This window comes from Streptomyces sp. NPDC059002 (assembly GCF_042740435.1).
Classification (GTDB): domain Bacteria; phylum Actinomycetota; class Actinomycetes; order Streptomycetales; family Streptomycetaceae; genus Streptomyces.
On the sequence record NZ_JBHYJI010000029.1, the window covers coordinates 46,833 to 68,149 of the forward strand.

16 protein-coding genes are annotated in these 21,317 nt (G+C 73.1%); 7 read left to right on the top strand and 9 right to left on the bottom strand.

The genetic code is table 11. The features are described 5' to 3' along the window. The first annotated feature begins 317 nt into the window (after nt 1-317). Together ACFWZ2_RS24850 and ACFWZ2_RS24855 are read left to right on the top strand one after the other, a co-directional pair. A complete protein-coding gene (locus tag ACFWZ2_RS24850; RefSeq protein WP_384549133.1) occupies nt 318-1,115 on the top strand; it encodes a carbon-nitrogen hydrolase family protein in 798 nt (265 codons plus the stop codon). A gap of 56 nt (nt 1,116-1,171) precedes the next feature. Beyond that, complete coding sequence (locus tag ACFWZ2_RS24855; RefSeq protein ID WP_384549135.1) at nt 1,172-2,869, top strand: flavin monoamine oxidase family protein; 1,698 nt, start codon at nt 1,172-1,174, stop codon at nt 2,867-2,869. Nucleotides 2,870-2,961: 92 nt separating this feature from the next. On the opposite strand, the gene ACFWZ2_RS24860 is transcribed toward ACFWZ2_RS24855, so the two are convergent. Together ACFWZ2_RS24860 and ACFWZ2_RS24865 are read right to left on the bottom strand one after the other, a co-directional pair. Next, nucleotides 2,962-3,891 (bottom strand): TIGR03619 family F420-dependent LLM class oxidoreductase, encoded by a 930-nt coding sequence (locus tag ACFWZ2_RS24860; protein WP_384549137.1) that lies wholly within the window; start codon nt 3,889-3,891, stop codon nt 2,962-2,964. A 152-nt stretch (nt 3,892-4,043) separates the two neighbouring features. Then, nucleotides 4,044-4,748, bottom strand: a complete 705-nt coding sequence (locus tag ACFWZ2_RS24865; protein WP_384549139.1) for a DUF5995 family protein — start codon at nt 4,746-4,748, stop codon at nt 4,044-4,046. Between the two features lie 240 nt (nt 4,749-4,988). Between ACFWZ2_RS24865 and ACFWZ2_RS24870 the strand changes: the two genes are divergently transcribed. Further along, the gene (locus ACFWZ2_RS24870; RefSeq protein ID WP_384549198.1) at nt 4,989-6,134 is read left to right on the top strand and encodes a glycoside hydrolase family 6 protein; all 1,146 of its coding nucleotides are present in this window, start codon (nt 4,989-4,991) and stop codon (nt 6,132-6,134) included. On the opposite strand, the gene ACFWZ2_RS24875 is transcribed toward ACFWZ2_RS24870, so the two are convergent. From ACFWZ2_RS24875 to ACFWZ2_RS24885, 3 genes are all read right to left on the bottom strand, one after another. After that, entirely contained in the window at nt 6,113-7,312 is a 1,200-nt protein-coding gene (locus ACFWZ2_RS24875) for a Cmx/CmrA family chloramphenicol efflux MFS transporter (RefSeq protein ID WP_384549141.1), read from the bottom strand. The genes ACFWZ2_RS24870 and ACFWZ2_RS24875 overlap by 22 nt on opposite strands. A 232-nt stretch (nt 7,313-7,544) precedes the next feature. After that, nucleotides 7,545-8,951 carry a uracil-xanthine permease family protein gene (locus ACFWZ2_RS24880; RefSeq protein ID WP_384549143.1) on the bottom strand — a complete coding sequence of 469 codons (1,407 nt, stop codon included), beginning with the start codon at nt 8,949-8,951 and terminating at the stop codon, nt 7,545-7,547. Between the two features lie 143 nt (nt 8,952-9,094). Next, entirely contained in the window at nt 9,095-10,306 is a 1,212-nt protein-coding gene (locus ACFWZ2_RS24885) for an MFS transporter (RefSeq protein ID WP_384549145.1), read from the bottom strand. A gap of 97 nt (nt 10,307-10,403) precedes the next feature. On the opposite strand from ACFWZ2_RS24885, the gene ACFWZ2_RS24890 reads away from it, so the two are divergent. Further along, on the top strand, nt 10,404-11,567 hold the full coding sequence (locus tag ACFWZ2_RS24890; protein WP_384549147.1) for an ROK family transcriptional regulator: 1,164 nt from the start codon (nt 10,404-10,406) through the stop codon (nt 11,565-11,567). On the opposite strand, the gene ACFWZ2_RS24895 is transcribed toward ACFWZ2_RS24890, so the two are convergent. The 4 genes from ACFWZ2_RS24895 to ACFWZ2_RS24910 all read right to left on the bottom strand — a co-directional run bounded on the left by ACFWZ2_RS24895 (nt 11,524) and on the right by ACFWZ2_RS24910 (nt 16,113). Further along, nucleotides 11,524-11,946 carry a hypothetical protein gene (locus ACFWZ2_RS24895; protein ID WP_384549149.1) on the bottom strand — a complete coding sequence of 141 codons (423 nt, stop codon included), beginning with the start codon at nt 11,944-11,946 and terminating at the stop codon, nt 11,524-11,526. The two genes, ACFWZ2_RS24890 and ACFWZ2_RS24895, sit on opposite strands and share 44 nt — an antisense overlap. Then, nucleotides 11,943-12,689 carry an SDR family oxidoreductase gene (locus ACFWZ2_RS24900; protein ID WP_384549151.1) on the bottom strand — a complete coding sequence of 249 codons (747 nt, stop codon included), beginning with the start codon at nt 12,687-12,689 and terminating at the stop codon, nt 11,943-11,945. The genes ACFWZ2_RS24895 and ACFWZ2_RS24900 overlap by 4 nt, the downstream gene beginning before the upstream one ends. An 87-nt stretch (nt 12,690-12,776) precedes the next feature. Beyond that, nucleotides 12,777-13,670: an RNA polymerase sigma-70 factor gene (locus ACFWZ2_RS24905; protein ID WP_384549153.1), complete on the bottom strand. Its 894-nt coding sequence runs from the start codon at nt 13,668-13,670 to the stop codon at nt 12,777-12,779. Between the two features lie 115 nt (nt 13,671-13,785). Further along, complete coding sequence (locus tag ACFWZ2_RS24910; protein ID WP_384549155.1) at nt 13,786-16,113, bottom strand: chitinase C-terminal domain-containing protein; 2,328 nt, start codon at nt 16,111-16,113, stop codon at nt 13,786-13,788. Between the two features lie 308 nt (nt 16,114-16,421). On the opposite strand from ACFWZ2_RS24910, the gene ACFWZ2_RS24915 reads away from it, so the two are divergent. The 3 genes from ACFWZ2_RS24915 (at nt 16,422) to ACFWZ2_RS24925 (ending at nt 21,270) form a co-directional block, all read left to right on the top strand. Then, on the top strand, nt 16,422-16,568 hold the full coding sequence (locus ACFWZ2_RS24915; RefSeq protein WP_159072496.1) for a hypothetical protein: 147 nt from the start codon (nt 16,422-16,424) through the stop codon (nt 16,566-16,568). 131 nt (nt 16,569-16,699) lie between these two features. Further along, a complete protein-coding gene (locus ACFWZ2_RS24920) occupies nt 16,700-19,894 on the top strand; it encodes a lantibiotic dehydratase (protein ID WP_384549157.1) in 3,195 nt (1,064 codons plus the stop codon). Continuing rightward, complete coding sequence (locus ACFWZ2_RS24925; protein WP_384549159.1) at nt 19,891-21,270, top strand: lanthionine synthetase LanC family protein; 1,380 nt, start codon at nt 19,891-19,893, stop codon at nt 21,268-21,270. The genes ACFWZ2_RS24920 and ACFWZ2_RS24925 overlap by 4 nt, the downstream gene beginning before the upstream one ends. Nucleotides 21,271-21,317 lie beyond the last annotated feature (47 nt).

Below are 21,317 nucleotides of genomic sequence, written 5' to 3' on the forward strand. Positions count from 1 at the left end.
GCCTTTCCGGGTGGGATCACGCTCTCGCGGAAGGGGGGTGCGGCACGTCCGGCCACGGGCGGCACCGCGCTTCCGCCGCGCGGCGGGGGCCGTCCCGTCCGCCCTGCGCCTCAGGGTGGACGCCCCCCCGATACCCAGGGCGCACGGCACCGCACACCAGGGCCCCGCGCGGCGCGCAACGAATCGCCGCTCCGGGCCCCCCACGCGCAACGGATCATGTGTCTGCCCGCAACGCTCGCGCCTTGTCCGGGCCGGGCCGCCGACCGTACCGTCTAACGGACCCCCGCCTGTCCCTTCGCACGCCCCGAGGATCCGCCATGCCTGCGCTGCGCACCGCCCTGCTCCAGAGTTCCGGGCAGCTCGGATCCGTCGCCGAGAACCTCAAGGCCATCGACGACGCCGCGGGCCGTGCCGCCGCCGGGGGGGCCGGGCTCCTCGTGACGCCCGAGCTCTTCCTCACCGGGTACGCGATCGGCGACGACGTGGCCCGCCTCGCCGAGCCCGCCGACGGCGCGTCCGCCACCGCGATCGCCGCGATCGCCGTGCGCCACGGGGTCGGTGTCGTCTACGGCTACCCGGAGCGCGAGGGCGAGACCGTCTTCAACTCCGCCCAGCTGATCGGCCCGGACGGCGCCCATCTCGCCAACTACCGCAAGACCCACCTCTTCGGCTGCTTCGAGCGCGACTCCTTCACCCCGGGCGAACGGCCGGTCGTGCAGGCCGAGTTGGGCGGCGTACGCATCGGTCTCATGATCTGCTACGACGTGGAGTTCCCGGAGAACGTCCGCGCGCACGCCCTCGCGGGCACCGACCTCCTGGTCGTCCCGACCGCGCAGATGCACCCCTTCCAGTTCGTCGCCGAGTCCGTCGTGCCGGTGCGCGCCTTCGAGAACCAGATGTACGTCGCGTACGTCAACCGGGTCGGCCAGGAAGGGGAGTTCGAGTTCGTCGGGCTCTCCACGCTCGCCGGGCCCGACGGTGTGGCGCGCGCCCGCGCGGGCCGCGGCGACGAACTCGTCCTCGGCGACGTCGACCCGGAGTTCCTGAGCGCCTCGCGCGAGGACAACCCGTATCTGCGCGACCGCCGCCCCGGCCTGTACGCCTCCCTCGTCTGAGCCCTCCCCCTCCAGCTCCCCCTCTTTCTGAGTTCCCCGCAAGGAGTCCGTACCTCATGACGTCCACGGTGCCCACCGCCGTCCAGCACACCGACGCTCAGCCGCCGATCACCATGTTCGGGCCGGACTTCCCCTACGCGTACGACGACTTCCTCGCGCACCCCGCGGGCCTCGGCCAGATACCCGCCGGTGAGCACGGCACCGAGGTCGCGGTCATCGGCGGCGGCCTGTCCGGCATCATCGCCGCGTACGAGCTGATGAAGATGGGCCTCAAGCCCGTCATCTACGAGGCCGACCAGATCGGCGGGCGCCTTCGCACCGTCGGGTTCGAGGGCACCGGCACGGACGAGCTGACCGCCGAGATGGGCGCGATGCGCTTCCCGCCGTCCTCGACGGCGCTCCAGCACTACATCGACCTGGTGGGCCTGGAGACCAAGGCGTTCCCCAACCCCCTGGCGGAGTCCACCCCTTCGACGGTCGTGGACCTCAAGGGCGAGTCGCACTACGCCACCACCGTCGACGACCTGCCGCAGGTCTACCGCGACGTGATGAACGCCTGGAACGCCTGCCTGGAGGAGGGCGCGGACTTCTCCGACATGAACCGCGCCCTGCGCGAGCGCGACGTGCCGAAGATCCGCGAGATCTGGTCGAGGCTCGTCGAGAAGCTCGACAACCAGACCTTCTACGGCTTCCTCTGCGAGTCCGAGGCCTTCAAGTCCTTCCGGCACCGCGAGATCTTCGGCCAGGTCGGCTTCGGCACCGGCGGCTGGGACACCGACTTCCCGAACTCCATCCTGGAGATCCTGCGCGTCGTCTACACCGAGGCCGACGACCACCACCGCGGCATCGTCGGCGGCAGCCAGCAGCTGCCGCTCCGCCTGTGGGAGCGCGAGCCGCGGAAGATCGTGCACTGGGAGCCGGGCACGTCCCTGAAGTCGCTGCACGAGGGCGGCGTGCCCAAGCCCGCCGTGACCCGCCTCAACCGCACCGCGGGCAACCGCGTCACGGTCACCGACGCGTCCGGCGACATCCGCACCTACCAGGCGGCGATCTTCACGGCGCAGTCCTGGCTGCTGCTCTCCAAGATCGACTGCGACGACTCGCTCTTCCCCATCGACCACTGGACGGCGATGGAGCGCACCCACTACATGGAGAGCTCCAAGCTCTTCGTGCCGGTGGACCGGCCGTTCTGGCTGGACAAGGACGAGACGACGGGGCGTGACGTGATGTCCATGACCCTCACCGACCGCATGACGCGCGGCACTTACCTGCTCGACGACGGGCCGGACAAGCCCGCCGTCATCTGCCTCTCCTACACCTGGTGCGACGACAGCCTGAAGTGGCTGCCGCTCTCGGCGAACGAGCGCATGGAGGTCATGCTCAAGTCGCTCGGCGAGATCTACCCGAACGTCGACATCCGGAAGCACATCATCGGCAACCCGGTGACCGTGTCCTGGGAGAACGAGCCCTACTTCATGGGGGCGTTCAAGGCGAACCTGCCGGGTCACTACCGCTACCAGCGGCGCCTGTTCACGCACTTCATGCAGGAGCAGCTGCCCGCCGACAAGCGGGGGATCTTCCTCGCGGGCGACGACATCTCGTGGACGGCCGGGTGGGCCGAGGGTGCGGTGCAGACCGCTCTGAACGCGGTGTGGGGCGTCATGCGGCACTTCGGCGGGGCCACGGACGCGACCAACCCCGGTCCCGGGGATGTGTACGACGAGATCGCGCCCGTCGAGCTGCCGGAGGACTGACTCGGTCGCGTCGTGGCCCCGCGGGCGCGGGGGAGTCTGCGGGTGCTTCGTGGCTGGTCGCGCAGTTCCCCGCGCCCCTGACGGGGCGTTGCTCAGATTCCTGCCGCTCGTGCCGTCTCGTACACCTGGGCCGCCACGTCCTTGAGTTCCTGCGCGTCGCGCGTCGACCCGGCGAGTTCGATGATGATCTCGTCGACGCCCACCTCGGCGTGGGCCGCGAGGTCCTCGGTGATCTGGGCGACGTTGCCCTGGAACGGGGCGCGGTCCGCGCCGTCGTACGCCGCGGGTGTGTAGCGCGTGTTGGCCCGCAGCACGCTCTGCACCGGGCGCTCGCGGCCCTGTTCGGCGGCCGCCTCGCGGATCTTGGCCCACTGTTCGGTGAGGGCCGCGGCGCCGGTGGCCACCGGCATCCAGCCGTCGGCGCGGTCCACCAGCCTGCGCAGTGCGCGCGGGCTGTTGGCGGGGAGCAGGATCGGGATCTGACCCGCGGGCTTGGGGCCGACCACGGACGGCGCGATGGTGGTCAGTTCCCCTTCGTACGTCACCGGGTCCGGGCCCCAGACCGCGTGGCAGACGTCGATCAGCTCGTCGAGGACCTTGCCGCGCTGCTTGAAGGGGGCCACCGACGCGGCCGCGTACTCGTCGTGGGACCAGCCCGTGCCGAGGCCCGCGACGACCCGGCCGCCGCTCGCCGCGTCCAACGAGGCCAGCGAGCGCGCGAGTTGGAACGGCACGTGCAGCGGGGCGATCAGCACGCTGGTGCCGAGGCGGGCCGTGTCGGTGGCCGCCGCGGCGAGCGTCAGGGTGACCAGCGGGTCGGCGACCGAGCGGTAGTAGTCGGGCCAGGGGAGGCCGGGGACGCCGTACAGGCCCTGGGTGGCGGGCTCGGGGAAGAGGATCCGCTCGAACACCCACAGACTCTCGTAGCCGATGTCCTCGGCGGCCCGGGCCACCGCGGGGACGTCGCGTCCGATGGCGTAGTGACTGCCCTGCGGAAGACTCAGTCCGAGTCTGGTCGCCATGCCGGTGCTCCTTCGGGTCGGGATCGGTCATTTCAACGTACAACGATCGTCGGAGACTTCCAGGCGGCAGGCCGTGGGGTGGCCGAAATGCTCGGGCAGCGGGGGTGGTTGGGGTCCGTCGGTGCCGGTCGGTTCCGGCGGTCGGGGGCTTGTCAGTCCGGCAGCGGCGTCAGCAGGATCCGGCCCACCAGGCCCACCGCCCCGTCGAGCCGCTCGCCGAACTCCTCGGCGACGCCCGGCAGATCGCGCAGCGCCCACAGTGTGCGCGCCGCCGCCCACGCGCCGTCCCTGGCGCGCTCAAGACTCCAGGAACCGGCCAGATGCGTGAGGGGATCGGCGACCTGGAGGAGGTCGGGGCCCGGCATCAGTTCCTCGCGGATGCGCTCCTCCAGCGAGACGAGGACGTCGCCCACGTGGTCGAACTCGTCCTCCAGGTCGGCCGGTTCGCAACGGAGCGTACGACAGGTGTCCACGACGGCCAGCGCGAGGTCGTGCCCGATGTGCGCGTTGATGCCCGCGAGCGCGAACTGCAGCGGGCGTACGCCGGGATGGCGGCGGTACTGGAACAGCGGGCGCCAGCAGGCGGGTGTGCGGCGCCCGGTCGTCGCCGCGTGGACGGCCCGCAGATAGCGCTCGGCGAACCGGACGTCCAGGGTGGCCGCGGCCGTCGCGTCGGGGAAGGCGCCGACGTCGATGCGCCTGCCGACCTCTTCGGTGACCGAGAGATAGACGCGGTTGAAGACGGCGACGCCGTCGCGCGGCGGCAGGTCGGCGCCCAGTGCGCGCATCCGCGCCAGCACGCCGTGGACTCCGTGCGCCGGGGTCGTGAACTCTGCGAACCGCTCCAACTGCGCCATGGGGGCAGCGTCCCAGTCCTAGGCTGGCCCGGGCGTCAGCGCACCGGAGGCTTCCCCGAAACGAGGGAACGGCGCTCGGGCGGGGCGCGCGCCGAGGCGACGCACCACCGCCGTGCCGGGGGGGGGAGACACGGGGGAGTAGCGAGGCGCGGGGGAGGGAGTGACACGGTGTCAGGCTTCCGTGCACAGCGCAGGGCCGAGCGGCGCGCCGAGCGCAGACGGGCCGCCCGCAGGGGCGTGATGGTCGCGGTGGCGTCGGTGGTCGCGGCCGTCGGCACCGTCGCGGGCGTGGTGTCCGCGCTCGACGACCGGGCGGGCGGGGCACAGGCACGCCCGAAGGCGACCGGGTCGCCGACGCTGGAGCCGCTGCCCGCCGTGCCGACACCGGCGCCGTCCCCCGCGACGCCGACTCCTGCGACGCCGACTCCCGCGCCGCCGTCCCCTTCGGCGACCTCCTCCGAGGAGTCGTCCGCGCGCCCCTCGCCGACGCAACCGGCACCGCGCCCGAAGCCGTCCCCGCCCGCTGCCGGGCGGCTCTACCGGCACGGCGATTCGCAGGTGCTCGACTGGGTCAGGGCGCACCGCGGCGACCCGCGGCGCCCGCTCATCGAGTCCCGCATCGCCGACCGGCCCGCCGCCGTGTGGTTCGCCGACCCCTCGCCGGAGACCATCAGGTCCAGGGTCAGGGCGGTGACGTCCGCGGCGGGTGACCGGGTACCGGTGCTCGTGCCGTACGCGATACCGGACCGGGACTGCGCAGGGGCCTCGCGGGGCGGCGCGCCCGACCTCGCCGCGTACGACGCGTGGATCGACCGCTTCGCCGCGGGACTCGGCACCGGAGAGGTCATCGTGATCCTGGAACCCGACGCCATCGCGCTGTCCGAGTGTCTCTCCGCCGGTCAACGGGGAGAGCGGTACGCGTCGTTGGCCCGCGCGGGCCGCGTCCTGAAGGCCGCCGACCCCAAGGCCCGGGTCTACTACGACGCCGGGCACTCCGGCTGGAACGCCCCGCGCCGACAGGCCGCCCGGCTGCGGCAGGCGGGCGCCGCGTCCGCCGCCTCGTCGGACGGCGTCTTCACCAACGTGTCCAACTTCCACCGCACCGCGGACGAGGCCGCCTACGCCCGCCGCGTCCTTGCCGCGCTCGGCGGGCCGCGGGAGCTGGGCGCCGTCATCGACACCAGCCGCAACGGCAACGGCGCCCCGGCCGACGGCGCGTGGTGCGATCCCGACGGAAGGAAACTGGGGCGGGCGCCGACCCTGCGTACCGGAGAGGCACGGATCGACGCCTACCTGTGGATCAAGCTGCCGGGCGAGTCCGACGGCTGCAAGGGCTCGCCCGGCACCTTCTCTCCTGGCTACGCCTACGAACTGGCGCGGGACTGAGCCACGGCCGGTGCGGGCGCCGTGCGGCGCAGGCCGAGTGCCGCGCCGCCGACGGCGAGCGCCAGCGCCACGAGCAGCGCGCTGACCCAGAGCGGCGCGCGGTAGCCGAGCCCCGCGGAGATCGCGAGGCCGCCGCACCAGGGGCCGAGCGCGGCACCCACGTTGAAGGCGGCCGTCGCGAAGCCGCCCGCCAGGTTCGGGGCGCCCGAAGCGGCGTACAGGACCTGGGAGATGAGCGTGGAGCCGACGCCGAACGACAGCGCGCCCTGGACGAGGACCAGCACGACCGTCGCCACCGGGTGCGCGGCGGTCGCCGCGAAGAGGACCCAGCCGCCGAGCAGCGTGAGCGAGCCGAACACCAGGAGCGGCATGGGCCGTACGTCGGCCACGCGTCCTGCCGCGCCGACGCCGAGGAACGACCCGACGCCGAACAGCGCGAGCATCACCGGCACCCAACCGGAGCCCAGATCCGTGACGTTGGTGACCAGCGGCGCCAGATAGGTGAAGGAGCAGAACGTCGCGCCGTTCACCAGGGCGCCGAGCAGCAGGGTCACCAGGAGCCGGGGCTCACGGAGGGCACGCAGTTCACCGCGCACGCCCGGTCCCGCCGCGGCCGTCCCGCCCGCGGCCGGGGCGCCCGGCGGCACGGCCCGCGCGATGGCGAAGACGGCGGGCACGGAGATCAGGGCCACGGCCCAGAACGCCGAGCGCCAGCCCCACACTTCGCCGAGCAGGGCGCCCGCGGGCACGCCCGCGACACAGGCGATGGTCACGCCGCCGAGCAGCGCCGACGTGGCCCGCCCCTTGGCGTCGGGGCCGACCATGGAGGTGGCGGTCACCAGGGCGACCGCGAGGAACCCGGCGTTGGCGAGGGCGCCGACGACGCGGGTCGCGAGCAGCACGGGGAAGCTCGTGGTGAGCGCGCCGATGACGTGGACGAGCAGGAAGGTGAGCAGGAAGACGAGGAGCGCGCTCCGGCGCGAGAAGCGGCGGCTCAGGACGGCCATCAGCGGCGCGCCGACGACCATGCCCACGGCGAACGCCGAGGTGAGATGGCCGGCCGCCGGGATGGACACGTCCAGGTCCCGGGCGATGTCCGACACCAGGCCGGACAGCATGAACTCGGAGGTGCCTTGCGCGAACACGGCAAGTCCGAGGAGGTAGAGGGCAAAGGGCACAGCGAAACTCCGCAACCACGGTGTGGATCGAAAGATCAGGACACGGGAGCGGTGATCCGGCGGTGGCGGTGCCACGGTCGCGGACGGCTGCGAAAGCGCAGCGAGAGCGTCAGTGCGAGCGCACGAAAGGCCACCGGACGACCGGTGGCCGGAGTCTGTCGGACTCGGGAGTGGACATGGTGCGCACCTTAAGCAGCGGCCGCGCACCACGTCCAGCTGATTAACGTCCCCGTCACTTCCCCTTGCGCGGCTCGCCGTCCTCGGCGCCCTCTTCGTCGTACGTCGACGTGCCCGAATCGAGCAGCGGTGCCTGGGACTTGAGGTGCGGCGGGGCGAAGGCGCGCAGCACGTGGTAGCCGGTGATGACGACGATGGTGCCGAGCGCGATGCCGCTCAGCTCGAAGTTGTCGGTGAACTTCAGCGAGACGCCGCCGACGCCGATGATGATGCCCGCGGCGGCGGGGACCAGGTTCAGCGGATTGCGCAGATCCACCTTGGCGTTGATCCAGATCTGGGCGCCGAGCAGGCCGATCATGCCGTACAGGATGACGGTGATGCCGCCGAGCACGCCGCCGGGGATCGCGGCCACGACCGCGCCGAACTTGGGGCAGAGGCCGAAGAGCAGCGCGAAGCAGGCCGCCGTCCAGTACGCGGCCGTCGAGTAGACGCGGGTCGCGGCCATCACGCCGATGTTCTCGGAGTACGTGGTGTTGGGCGGGCCGCCGACCGCGGTGGAGAGCATCGAGGCGGCGCCGTCGGCGGAGATCGCGGTGCCGAGCTTGTCGTCGAGGTTGTCGCCGGTCATCTCGCCGACGGCCTTGACGTGGCCCGCGTTCTCCGCGATCAGCGCGATGACGACGGGCAGCGCGACGAGGATCGCCGACCACTCGAAGCTCGGCGCGTGGAAGGAGGGCAGGCCGATCCAGTCGGCGTTGCCGACGGCGGACAGGTCGAGGCGCCAGTGGTCGACGACCTTGCCCGAGGCGTCCGCCGAGTGGATCTTGCCGAAGACCTGGTCGAGGAGCCAGGAGACGGCGTAGCCGAAGACGAGGCCGAGGAAGATCGCGATGCGCGACCAGAAGCCGCGCAGGCACACCACGGCCAGACCGGTGAACAGCATTACCAGGAGCGCCGTCCACTGGTCCTGCGGCCAGTACGTCGACGCGGTGACCGGCGCGAGGTTGAAGCCGATCAGCATGACGACCGCGCCGGTGACGATCGGCGGCATCACGGCATGGATGATCCGCGCCCCGAACTTCCGTACCGCGAGGCCCACGAGGAACAGCGCGGCACCGACCACGAAGACCGCGCCGGTCACGGTCGCGCTGGAGCCGCCCTGCGCGCGGATGACGGCGGCGACGCCCACGAAGGAGAGCGAGCAGCCCAGGTAACTGGGCACCCGGCCGCGGGTGGCGAGCAGGAAGATGGCGGTCGCGACGCCCGACATCATGATGGCGAGGTTCGGGTCGAGACCCATGAGCAGAGGGGCGACAAAAGACGCCCCGAACATGGCGACCACGTGCTGGGCGCCGAGCCCGAAGGTGCGCGGCCAGGAGAGCCGCTCGTCGGGGCGGACGACGGCTCCGGGGGCGGGGGTGCGCCCGTCGCCGTGCAGTTTCCAGCGCACGCCGAGATCCATGGTGAGTTTGTCGCTTTCTGTGCGCCGAACCGGGCCCGTGCCGGGTGGCCGGAAATGATCGACGCCATGTTAATGCGACGTAAGTGCGCCTTCTCCCCGGTGCCGGGCGACCGTCCTCAGGTCGGGACGGTCGCCCCGCCGGGTCAGGACCTCGGTCCGGGCGCCGCCGCGTCCGTGGTCCTGGCCTGCGCGGCCTTGCGGCCGCCCGTGCGCAGGACGCCCGCGAAGACCGTGAGGCCGCAGGCGAGCAGCGTCACCAGGCCGAAGGAGGTCACCAGGCTGGTGGCCTGGGCCAGGGCACCGATCGCCGAGGGGGCGATCAGGCTGGAGGTGTACGTGATGGTGGCGACGCCCGCGATGGCCTGGCTGGGGTTGGGGCCGCTGTGCCCGGCCGCGGCGAAGGCGAGCGGCACCACGACCGCGATGCCGAGGCCCATCAGCGCGAAGCCGCCCATGGCCATCGCCGGATGCGAGGCGAGGACCACGAGCAGCCCGCCGAGCGCCGCGAGGACACCGCCCATCCGCACCGTGCGCACCGCGCCGAACCGGTTCACCACCGCGTCGCCCACGAGCCGCGCGATCGCCATGGTGAGGGTGAAGCCGGTGGTGCAGGCGGCGGCGACCCCGGCCGAGCTGTCCAGGATGTCGCGCAGATAGACCGCCGACCAGTCCAGGCTCGCGCCCTCCGCGAAGACCGCGCAGAAGCCGACGGCGCCGATGAGCAGCGCCGACTTGGGCGGCAGCGAGAACCGCGGCGGCGCCTCCTCGTCGGCCTCCGCCTGCAGGTCGAGGACGCCCTGGCAGACGGTGAGGCCGATCGCGGTGAGCGCCGCTGCGGCGAGTGCGTGGTGCAGCCGGGCGTCCGAGCCCAGGTGGGCGGCGACCGTGCCTGCCGCGGAGCCGATCAGGGCGCCGACGCTCCACATGCCGTGCAGGCCCGACATGATCGACTTGCCGATCCGGGTCTCGGTCTCGACGCCGATCGCGTTCATCGTCACGTCCGACATGCCCGATGTCGCGCCGTACACGAAGAGCGCGAGACAGAGCGTGGGCAGGTTCGGTGCGAGCGACGGCAGGATCAGGGCGAGCGTCCACATCGCGAGCAGCCCGCGCAGCGCGTTGCGGGCGCCGAAGCGGTGGCTGATGCGGCTCGCGAGCGGCATCGCGACGGAGGCGCCGATCGCGGGGAAGGCGAGGGCGAGGCCGAGCATGCCCGCGCTGACGTCGGCGTGCTCCTGGATCCAGGGCACCCGGGTCGCGAAGGATCCGGCGACCGCGCCGTGCACGCAGAACACGGTCGCCACGGCGATCCGCGCCCTCCTCAACCGGTGCTTGTCGTAGACCACTTCACTCATTCCGCTCCGCCCCTCCCGAGTGCTGCGCGATACGGCGACGTAAACTATCAGGAACCCTGCCTGATAAATAGAAGAGATTCTGTGGGAGGATCCGGACATGCCCCTCTCGCCCGCCTCACCGAGCACCGCCCGGGCCATCAACGACCGGCTCGCGCTGGGCCTCCTGCAGAGCGAAGGGCCCCTGACCGCCAATCAGTTGAAGCAGCTCACCGGCCTGTCCAGGCCCTCGGTGGCCGACCTCGTCGAGCGGCTCCAGGGGTCCGGGCTCATCACCGTCGTCGGGGAGGCGGGCGCCCGGCGGCGCGGCCCGAACGCCCGGCTCTACGGCATAGTGGCCGACCGCGCCCACCTCGCCGCGCTCGACGTGCGCACCGAGAGCGTCTCCGTCGTCGTCACCGATCTGCTCGGCGCGGTGCTCGCCGAGGACTCCGCGCCCATCGGCGGCGACACCGGACCCGCGGTGGAGCGCGCCGTCGCCCTCGTCGAGCGCACGGCGCGGGAAGGCGGCGTCCAGCGGCTGCACACCGTCGGCATCGGCGCCCCCGGACTCATCGACCCGGCCACCGGAGACCTGCACGACACGACCTCGCTGCCCGCCTGGCACCGCCGCCTCGCCGGGGCCCTCCAGGAGAGGCTCGGCGCCCGCGTCCTGGTGGAGAACGAGACCAACCTCGCGGCCCGCGCCGAGCGGCGCGACGGCGCCGCGCACGACCGGGACACGTTCGTGCTGCTCTGGCTCGGCGACGGGGTCGGCGCCGCCGTCGTGCTCGACGGAGTGCTGCGCAGGGGCGCCTCGGGAGGCACCGGCGAGATCGGTTTCCTGCCGGTGCCCGGCACGGGCTCCCTGCCGTCCGCCACCGGCTGCGACGGCGGCTTCCACTCGCTGGCCTGCGCCGCCGCGCTGCGCGAACTGGCCGCGGAACACGGCCTGTCCAAGCCCGGCATGTCCGCCGCCGACGTGATGCGGCACGCGGTCGAGACCGACGCGGGCGCCTACCTCGACGCCGCCGCCGACCGGATCGCCGTCGGCGCCGCCGCGATGGCCGCGATCCTCGACCCCGGCTGTGTCGTGCTCGGCGGCGAGATCGGCCGCGCGGGCGGCCCCGCGCTCGCCGACCGCGTCACGGCCCGCGTCGGCGCGATGTCGCCGCTGCGCACCGAGGTCCGTGCGAGCACGCTGGGCGGCTCCGCGGTCCTGCGGGGCGCGCTGCTCGCCGCTAGGGACGCGGCGCAGGACGAGCTGTTCGGACCCGGGCGCTGAGCCACAGCAGCCAGGCGGGGAGCAGCACCGCCATCCCGAGCAGCCCGAGCAGGATCAGCGTCTCCCAGGCCGCCAACTGCCCCGAATGGCCCGAGTGGAAGACCAGATGGGGCACGGCGAAGGTCAGTTCGACGGCGAGTGCCACGGAGACCAGACGCGGCTCCAGGGCGTGCGCCGCCGCGGCCATGAGCACCGCCTGGCCGAGCACCATCGAGCCCAGGTCGCGCATCAGGTGTTCGTTGTAGGGCGGCAGCGTGTTCACCCACAGCACGCCGAAGAAGGAGTGGGGCGCGAGCAGTTGCCACAGGCCGACGGCGACGTGCGCGACCGCGAGGAACGCGAGGCCGCCGCGGAGCACCGCGGCTTCCCGCCCGTTCACCGCTGTCCGCCGGTACGGGCCGCCAGGTACTGCTCGAACGTGCCCTTCCCCACGGCCCGTTCGGGCGTGAGGTGGCCGCCCGCGCGGGCCGCGCGGTACGTGCCGCCCGCGAGCCGCACCGGCAGCACCGGGCGCCGCTTGCCGTCCGCCCGCAGATAGGCGCGGGCCAGGTCGGGGAAGGTGCGGACCTCGGGGCCTCCCATGTCGGGGACCCGGCCGGCCGGTGGCGCCGTCGCCAGTTCCGTCAGGCGGTCCGCGACCTCGCCGACCTCGATCGGCTGGTCGCTGACCCCGGCGGGCAGCAGCATCACGGGCAGCTTCGCCGACGCCTGGAGGATCCGCAGGACCAGGTCGTGGAACTGCGTGGTCCGCAGCACCGTCCAGCCGATCCCGGACTCCTCGATCAGCCGCTCCACGGCGAGCTTCGCCTTGTAGTAGCCGAGCGGCACCCGGTCGATGCCGACGATCGAGATGTACACCAGGTGCCCGACGCCCGCCTCGCGCGCCGCCTCGATCAGGTTCCGTGCCGCTTGTTCGTCGCCCCCGCGCGGTGTGCTCGCGCAGTGCACGATGACGTCCACGCCCGCCACCGCCGCGTCCAGGCCGGTGCCCTCGCGCAGATCGACGGCGTACGGCGGGGTGCGGCGGCTGAGCACGCGCACCTCGTGCCCCTGCGCGCGCAGCCGTTCGGTCACGAGGCGGCCGAGGGTTCCGGTGCCGCCGGTCACCAGGATCGTGGTCATTGCAAGGCTCCTTCGCAGTGCGGGACGCCCTGAACGCGTCCCTCACCAGCTGAGAACCGAACAGCCGCCGGGAATGTGACAGCCGGGTCAGCGCGAGGCCAGCTGGCGCTCCATGAACGTCAGCTTGTCCGGGTTGACCACGGCCCGCACCCCGACGACCACGCCGTCGGACAGCTCGAACGAGGCGATCCCCATCAGCGTCCCGTCGACGTGCGCGACCAGCGCGGGGGCGCCGTTGACCTCGGCGTACGAGAAGTCCATCAGCGCGCCGAAGTTCTCCATGCCGCCCACCAGGAACCGGACCACCTTGGCGCGGCCCAGGATCGGCCTGCGGGCCGCGGTGACCTTGCCGCCGCCGTCGCCCCACCAGGTCACGTCGGCGGCCAGCATCTTCTCCAGGCCCGCGACGTCCCCGTCCCTCGCCGCGGCGATGAACGACTCGATGAACTCCTGGCGCAGCTCGTGCCCCGGCTCGAAGCGGGGCCGCTCCCCGGCCACCGCACGCCCCGCCCTGCGGTACAGCTGGCGGCAGTTGGCCTCGGTCGTGTCGAGGACGGCGGCGATCTCGCGGTGGCTGTACGCGAACGCCTCGCGCAGCACGTACACCGCGCGCTCCGTCGGGGTGAGCCGTTCGAGGACGACCAGGAGCGCGATCGACACCGCGTCCCGCTGCTCCGCCGACTCCAGGGGGCCGAGCGTGCCGCCGGAGGTGACGACGGGCTCGGGCAGCCAGGTCCCCACGTACTCCTCGCGGCGGGCGCGGGCGGAGGTGAGCCGGTTCAGACAGAGGTTGGTGACGATCTTCGCCAGCCAGGCGGCGGGCTGCGCGATGTCCTCGCGGCGGGCGCCGTTCCAGCGCAGATACGCGTCCTGGACGGCGTCCTCCGCCTCCTGCGCGGAGCCGAGCATGCGGTAGGCGATGCCGAACATGCGGGGGCGGTGGGACTCGAACTCCTCTGCGAGGACGGTAGCTGTGGTCACCACACAAGCCTGTCAGAGGGGAGAGCGGCCCGGCCCGTCGGGGCCGGACCGCCCGGGGACCCGGGGGCGGGGCAAGGGCACGTCAACCCGCCGCCGGGCACTCGTGGGGGAGGCGTCAGCAGGCGCCCAGGTCCTGCCAGACCCCCCAGTCGCCGGTGGTGCCGGGCTTCTCGCCCTTCGTCCACCACTTGGCCTTCCAGGTGTGCCCGTCCTGCGACACGACGGCCCCGGTGCCGTACTCGGCCGTCGCGCTCCAGGCGGCGGGCGTGCAGGTGCCGGGCGTGGGCGGGTCGGTGGGGCCGGGCGGGTCGGTGGGACCCGTGCCCGTGCCGGGCTCGACGAGCGTGCTGCCGCGCGCCAGGTCACCGGCGAGCGCGTACGTCGTGCCGCCGATGTTCACCGTCCAGTTCGACGGGGTCGACACCGGCAGGTAGTAGTTGAAGGACAGGTCGACGGAGGCGCCGGGGGCCAGCGTCTGCCAGGCGGGCAGCTTCAGGGAGACGCGGTGGAAGTCGCCCTTCAGGCCGCCGACGTTGCTGCCCGTGTGGTCGCTGCTGATCACCTTCGTGCCGAAGCCGGACTGGTCGGACGCGTTGCCGGGGGCCGAGGTGGCGTAGTCGAACTGGAACTCCGTGCCGCCGGGCAGCGTCGTCTTCGTGTTGTTGGTGATCTTCAGCTTGGGCGTGATCGGGTAGTTGGAGTCGCCGAGCTTGAACTCGCCGAACTGCACGCCGATGTCGACGGCCTTGGCGGGCAGCTCCTTGCCCGCGACCTTCGCGCCGTACGGGGCCGCGGCCTTGAACTTGTCGTACATCGCGGTGGTGAGGGTGTCGCCGATCTCGTACTGGCCCTTGGCGGAGTTGAACGTGTAGTCGCCCGCGAGCTCCCACACCATCGTGCCGCCGATGCCCTTGTCGACCACGTAGTCGGCCTTGGCCTTCACCGACTGCTCGTCCTCGGTGGACAGGAAGACCTTCTTGTCGGCGTTCCACAGCCAGGGCGCGACCAGGGTGGAGTCGTACTTGCGGGCGTAGGTGCCGGTCAGCTTGGTGTCGGCGGGGAAGCCGTACTTGGTCACGTAGTCGCCGACGACGCCCTTCTCCAGGTTCTTGGCGTGCCACATCGGGTTCGAACCCGCCGGTGACTCCTTGCCGCCCGCGTCCTTGTCGTGCCACAGGTTGTCGATGCCGACGGCGCCGTCACCGCACTTGGTGAGTCCGGCACCGGCCGGGCAGTCCGTGGTGGCCGCCTTGCCCCAGAGCCCGTCCGTGCCGCCCTGCACGTTCTTGAACCCGCGGGTGTAGTACGGCAGTCCGATGTTGATGCGTCCCGCGGGCATCGAGCCGCGGAAGTAGTGGTAGGCCCAGTCGGTGTTGAGATAGCCGATGCCGCCGTACTGCTGGCTGCCGTACACGCCCGCCGCGGCGAGCTCGGCGTCCTTCCCGTCGTCGTACAGCGAGGCGTTGGGGCCCACGTACTCGTTCCAGGCGCCGTGCAGGTCGTACGACATGATGTTGACGTAGTCCAGGTACTTCTGCACCTGGAAGGTCTCCATGCCGCGCAGCAGATAGCCGGACGAGGGGGCGGCGACGGTCAGCAGGTAGTGCTTCCCGTCGGCGGCGCCCGCCCGGTCGAGCTTCTCGCGCAGCGTCTTCATGAGCGCGGCGTAGCCCTTGACCAGGCCCGCGCGGCGGCCGTTGGAGAGCTGCCAGTCGAGCGGGTTGCCGGAGTCCTTCATCGTCGTCGGGTACTCGTAGTCGATGTCGACGCCGTTGAAGCCGTACTTCTTGAGGAACGCGACGGTGGAATCGGCGAAGGTGTCGATGCCCGCCTGGTTCACGGAGCCGTCCGCGTTGGTGGCCATCGAGTAGAAGCCGCCGGAGTCCACGCGCTTGCCGTCGTCGCCGAAGTAGCCGCCGGTCTCGGCCCAACCGCCCACCGAGACGAGGGTCTTGACGTCCGGGTGCTGCTTCTTGAACTTGTTCAGGAGGTTGAAGTGGCCCTTGTAGGAGTACGCGGGGTCCATCTCGGCGCCCGCGACGCCCGGCCAGGTCATGCCGGTGGCGGCGTTCTTCTCGCCGTCGGGGCCGACGGACAGCTTGTTGTCCTTGTCGACGTGCGCGAAGGCGTAGTTGAGGTGGGTGACCTTGTCCCAGGGGATGTCGGACGCCAGATAGGCGGGCTCGCCGTTCTTGCCGGTGCGCCAGCCGGTGAAGTAGCCGATGACGCGCCGCTGGTGGTCGGCGCCCATCTTCTCGCGGCCCGCGCTGTCGTAGACGGAACAGTAGGGGACGTCCACGCCCGGGGTCTTGTACAGGCCGTCGGGTCTGCAGGACTCGTTGTCGGCGGCGTGGGAGGTACTCGCGGTGAATCCGCCGAGCAGCAGTCCCGCGACGGCTGCGGCGGTGGCGAGGAGTGTGGTCCTGGGTCGTACGAGGGGCACGTCGGTTCCTCCTGGGGAGGCTCGGTGTCGCGGGGCGACGGGGCGAACAAGGGCGGCGGCCCCTGGTGTGCGCACACCGGGCGGGCCTCTCCTGGGAGTGACGCAGACGTTAAGAGGACTAGACCAGAGCGTCAATAGGTATGGACCAATTGAAGTGCCAGGTGGCATCGACGTCCGCCGGTTCAGGGGCTCTTAAGGAATGGATTAGACCGCCTCGTTACAAACGGAGCGTTGTGTTGAAGGTGTGCCCGGCAGCCGCCGTTCAGCGGGCCGCCGAGCCGCCGTGACTTTCGACGAAAGGGACGTAGATGAACAACATCAGCGCCGCCGAGACCGAGTTCGACCTGGACCTCGACCTCGACACCGCCTTCGAGGACGCTCCCGCCATGGAGGCCAAGTCCTTCACGGGTACCGGCACGTGTCTCTCCTGCCCGGTGACCTCCTGGCACTGCTGATCCACCCGACTCGTGCCGGGCGGTGCGCACTTGCTGCGCGCCGCCCGGCACGGGCGTATCAAGACGGAGCCGGGACCGGGACGAGTGGGCGGGTGCGCGTGAAGGGCAAGGTCGAATTCGATTCAGCGGGAGTGGCACTGCTGCGCGCGGCGGTACTGCCACTGGGCCCGGGGTCCGGCGGCGGGGGCGTGCCCGCCGGGCCGGAGCCGGAGCCGGATCCGGGTCGAGGGGCCGGTCCTGAGCCGGAGCGGTCGGAGGGCGCGCTCCGTGCCGAGCTCGCGCGGCTCACCGCCGACCCCGCCTTCATGGCCGCGGTCGAGCTGGCCAGCCCCAGCCTCGCGGGCGAGGCCCGCAGGGCGGTCGCGGGCGAACCGCTCAAGGAGCGGCGGCTGCGGCGGCTCGTGGTCTCCCTGGTCAAGTACCACCTGCGGATGACCTATCGCGCCACCCCCTTCGGACTCTTCGCGGGCGTCGCGCTCGCCGGGTTCGGCCCGGCGCCGCGGCACCGGCTCGGCACCGGCCACCACGCCGTGAGCAGGCCCGACGCGGCCTGGCTCGACGCCGTGCTCGCCACCCTGCGGGCCACACCGGGGGCGCTGCGGCGCACCCGCCTCGTCGCCAACGGCCTGCGCACGGAGCGGGACGGCAGGCTCGTGCTCGTGGACTTCCACGACGGCGCCGGATCGCAGCGCCTGGCCCACTCGGTGCGCCACGCCCCCGTCGTGCGCCACGCCCTGGAGTGCGCGGCCGCACCGATCACCTGGGACGACCTCGCCGCCCGGCTCTCCGCGCGCTTCCCCGACGCCTCCGCCGACGCCGTGGACCGCTGCATCACCCAGCTCACCCAGGGCCACTTCCTGCTCAGCGACCTCACGCCGCCGCCCGACTGCACCCACCCGCTCAGCCATGTCCTGGAGCGGCTCGACGGCTGGGACCACCCCCTCGCCGACGCCCTGCGGGAGATCGGCGCGGAACTCGCCGCCCTCGACGCCGCGCCCCCGGCCACCCGGGGCCGCACCCTGGCCGCCGTCACCGACCGGATGCGCGCGCTGCACACCGTCGACGACGTCATCCAGTCCGATCTGCGCCTGGACGCGGACCTCGTGCTGCCGCGGGAGGTGGAGCGCGAGGCGGAGCGGGCGGCGAGCGCGCTGTGGCGCACCTCGCTGATCCGCCCCGGCAGTCCGCAGCTGCGCGACTACCACCTCGCCTTCCTGGAGCGGTACGGCACCGACCGGCTCGTGCCCGTCCTCGAACTCCTCGACGAGGGACGGGGGTTGGGCCTGCCCGACGCCTACCGCAAGGGCTCGGCGGCCCGGCCCGAACCGCACCCCGACGCGGACCGGCGCGACCGCGCCCTCGCCGAACTCTTCCTCGGCGCCGTCCGGCGCGGCGGCGAAGGACCCGCGGAGGTCGAACTGGACGACGCCGCGCTCGACGCCCTCGCCCCGCCGGAGGGGCGCCGGCTGCCCGGCTCCCTGGAGATCGGCGCCGAACTCCTGGCCCGCGACTGGCAGGAGCTGTGCGACGGGGACTTCCGGCTGCTCCTCGGCGCCAACCCCGGCTCACCGCTCGGCGGCGCCACCTTCAGCCGGTTCGCCTCCGTCCTGGGTGAAGAGAGCGCCCGCGTACGGGAGCTGGCGCTGCGCGGCACGGCCGCCGGTCCCGCGGACGAACTCGTCGCCACCGTCGCGTACCGCCCCCGCGTCATCCGCTCCGCCAATGTCGCCGCCGTGCCCCAGTGGCCCGCCCACCGCATCCCGCTCGGCGTCGGACCCGCGGCCCGACCCGGGGTGACGGACCTGGACGTGGCGCACCTCGCGGTCCACGCCGACCTCGAAGGGCTCCGGCTGTACGACACGGTCAGCGGCCGCCGGGTGCGCCCGGTGTCGTACTCCATGCTCAACCCCGCCACCGGGCACGTGCCGCACGTCGCCCGCTTCCTGCTCGAACTCGGGCAGGAGGGCCACGACTGGTGCATCCCCTGGAACTGGGGCGCCTGGTCGTCGGCGCCCGCCCAGCCCCGGGTGGCCCGCGGCAGGACCGTGCTCGCCGCCGCCCGCTGGCTGCCCGACCGCGAACTGCTCGACGCCGCCGCGGGGTCGGCGGGGGACCGGGACTGGTTCCGCCGTGCCGCGGCGTGGCGGCGCCGCTGGGGCGTGCCACGCCACGTCCTGCTCACCCGCGCCGACAACCGCATCGCCGTCGACCTCGAAGAGCCGCTCCATCTGCGGGTGCTGCGCGAGGAGTTGAAGAAGTCCCGCGGCCTCTCGGTCGTGGAACGGTACGGCGCGGAGTGGGGCACGTCGTGGTTCACGGGGCCGGACGGCGCCCATGCGGCGGAGTTCGTCTTCCCGCTCGTCGCGGGGGAGCGGGCCGCCGCGGAGAACCGGGCGCCTTCCGGTGCGGCGGGCCGGGCGGCCTTCGCGGCGCCGGAGCCCGCCGGAGCGGCCCGCGCCCGCGCCACGCACCTCCCCGGCGGCGAGTGGCTCTACGCCAAGATCTATCTGCCCGACGCCCACCAAGTCACCGTCCTCACCCGGCACGTGCCGGAGATCACCGACCCGGAGGCGCTCGCCGCGGCCGGTGTCGACAACTGGTTCCTGCTGCGCTACGCCGACCCCGACCCGCACCTGCGGGTCCGCTTCCACGGCGACCCCGCACGGCTCTGGTCCGTCCTGCTTCCCGTGCTCAACCGCTGGACGGAGCGGCTGCGCGACGCAGGGCTCGTGCAGCGCCTCGTCCTCGACACCTACGACCCCGAACTCGAACGCTACGGCGGCGCCGCCGTGCACGGGCACGCGGAGCGCGTCTTCCACACCGACAGCGCGGCCGTCGTGGCCCAACTCGCCCTGCCCGCCAAGGAGACGGGTGACCTGCCGGAAGAGGTGCTCGCCGCCCTCGGCATCCTCGACGTCCTCACCGGGCTCGGCACCCCGGACGAGGTGCTCGGCTGGCTCGGCGGCGAACGGATCCTCGCCCGGCGCGGCGACGTGCCGCGGGACTGGAAGAACACGGCGGCCGCCCTTCTCGACCTCGAAGAGGGCTGCCGCGTGCGCCCGCCGGGGCCCGACGCGCCGCCCGGACAGCAGCCCGGCGCGCTGCCCGCCCGCTGGGCGGAGCGCGCCACGGCCCTCGACGGCCTGCGCGCCGCCCTCACCGCCGAGGGCGTGCCCCCGGACCGCCGGGCCTCGGTGGCCATGAGCCTCGCGCACATGCACTGCAACCGGCTCCTCGGGACCCGGCAGGACGAGGAAGTGCTCGCCCACACCGTCGCGCGCGAGGCGCTCGCGCTGCGCATCGACAGGAAGCGGCACGGCAGATGACGACCCTGGCCGAACTCCCCGACGAGGCGCTGCTCCCCGACCGGGCGCTGGAGATCGCCCACGAGGTCGGCGACCGGCTGCGCGAGCCCCGGCGCGTCGCCGACACCGCACGGCACGCCTTCGCCGCAGCACCGCCCGACCTGATGCTGCCCGGCTGGCAGCCCGCGTCCGTGCTGCTCGGGCATGCCGGGGTCGCCCTGCTGCACACCCGCAGGGCGGCCCGCGGCGACACCGCGTGGGCCGAGGTGGCCCACGCCCACCTGGCCGCCGCGGCCGCGGGGGTCGCCGGGCTCGGCGCGGCCGCCGCGGGCGATCTGATCCTGCCCGCACGGCTGCACGCCAGGGACTCCGGCGGATACGCGAAGCTGCTCGCGCGCAGCGCGGCCGCGCATGCCGCCTTCACCGAGGCGGGCGCCCGGCGCCTGGCCGCGCGGCTCGCGCGGAGCGGGCCGGGGCTCTCCTATCTGGAGTACGACGCGATCGCCGGACTCACCCGGCAGGGGCGCCTCCTGCTGTGCGCCGCGGACGCGGGCCACGAACGCAGCGCCCAGGTCCTCGCCGATGTGCTCGGCCTGCTCGCCGGGCTCGCCCGCCCGGTCCGTGTCGCGGGCCGCGACGTGCCCGGCTGGTGGTGCGACCCGGACCGCTACGTGGTGCCCCACGACCGCCACGCCTTCCCGCGCGGCGACCTCAACGTCGGGGTGGCGCACGGCATTTCGGGCCCCCTCGCCCTGCTGTCCCTCGCCGGCCTGGCAGGACACCGGGTGCCGGGCGGGCCCGAGGCCATCAGGGCCATCACCGACTGGGTCCTCGGCAAGGAACACACCGACCAGTGGGGCACGTACTGGCCGGGACGCGTCTCGTACGACGAGGAGACGGGACGCACCCCCGTCCAGGCGGCGCGGACGGCGCGGGCCGGCTGGTGCTACGGCGCCACCGGCATCGCAGGGTCCCTGCACCTGGCGGGCCGGGCGCTCGGCGACATCGCCGTGCAGTGCCGCGCGGCCGACGCGGTGCGGGCCGCGCTGCGGCGCCCGGTGCCCGCCGCCATGGAGCGCGACCCCGGGCTCTGCCACGGCAGGGCGGGTCTGGTGCAGGCCGGGCTCCGGATGGTCGAGGCGACGGGCGACCCTGAGCTGTGGGACGGCGTGGACCGTGCCGTGCGCGGGCTCGTCGACTGCTTCGACGAGAGCGCCGCCTTCGGGTTCCGCCAGTACGTGGAGACACCCGGCGCCGTCCATGAGATCGAGAGCCCCGCGCTGCTGGACGGCGCGGCGGGCGCGGCCCTCGCCCTCGCCTCGTACGCCGACGTCCGGCGCGGCAGGGCGCTCGGGCCCGACGCCGGTGCCTGGGACGCCGCCCTCCTGATGAGCTGACGCGACCGCGTCCCGCCACCCGCCACGGCGTCTCGCGATGTGCGCTT

Excerpts from the sequence above, each read along its gene's own strand:
- ACFWZ2_RS24850 (WP_384549133.1), top strand. The coding sequence starts at position 318 with ATGCCTGCGCTGCGCACCGCCCTGCTCCAGAGTTCCGGGCAGCTCGGA.
- ACFWZ2_RS24855 (WP_384549135.1), top strand. The coding sequence starts at position 1,172 with ATGACGTCCACGGTGCCCACCGCCGTCCAGCACACCGACGCTCAGCCG.
- ACFWZ2_RS24860 (WP_384549137.1), bottom strand. The coding sequence starts at position 3,891 with ATGGCGACCAGACTCGGACTGAGTCTTCCGCAGGGCAGTCACTACGCC.
- ACFWZ2_RS24865 (WP_384549139.1), bottom strand. The coding sequence starts at position 4,748 with ATGGCGCAGTTGGAGCGGTTCGCAGAGTTCACGACCCCGGCGCACGGA.
- ACFWZ2_RS24870 (WP_384549198.1), top strand. The coding sequence starts at position 4,989 with ATGGTCGCGGTGGCGTCGGTGGTCGCGGCCGTCGGCACCGTCGCGGGC.
- ACFWZ2_RS24880 (WP_384549143.1), bottom strand. The coding sequence starts at position 8,951 with ATGGATCTCGGCGTGCGCTGGAAACTGCACGGCGACGGGCGCACCCCC.
- ACFWZ2_RS24885 (WP_384549145.1), bottom strand. The coding sequence starts at position 10,306 with ATGAGTGAAGTGGTCTACGACAAGCACCGGTTGAGGAGGGCGCGGATC.
- ACFWZ2_RS24890 (WP_384549147.1), top strand. The coding sequence starts at position 10,404 with ATGCCCCTCTCGCCCGCCTCACCGAGCACCGCCCGGGCCATCAACGAC.
- ACFWZ2_RS24900 (WP_384549151.1), bottom strand. The coding sequence starts at position 12,689 with ATGACCACGATCCTGGTGACCGGCGGCACCGGAACCCTCGGCCGCCTC.
- ACFWZ2_RS24915 (WP_159072496.1), top strand. The coding sequence starts at position 16,422 with ATGAACAACATCAGCGCCGCCGAGACCGAGTTCGACCTGGACCTCGAC.
- ACFWZ2_RS24925 (WP_384549159.1), top strand. The coding sequence starts at position 19,891 with ATGACGACCCTGGCCGAACTCCCCGACGAGGCGCTGCTCCCCGACCGG.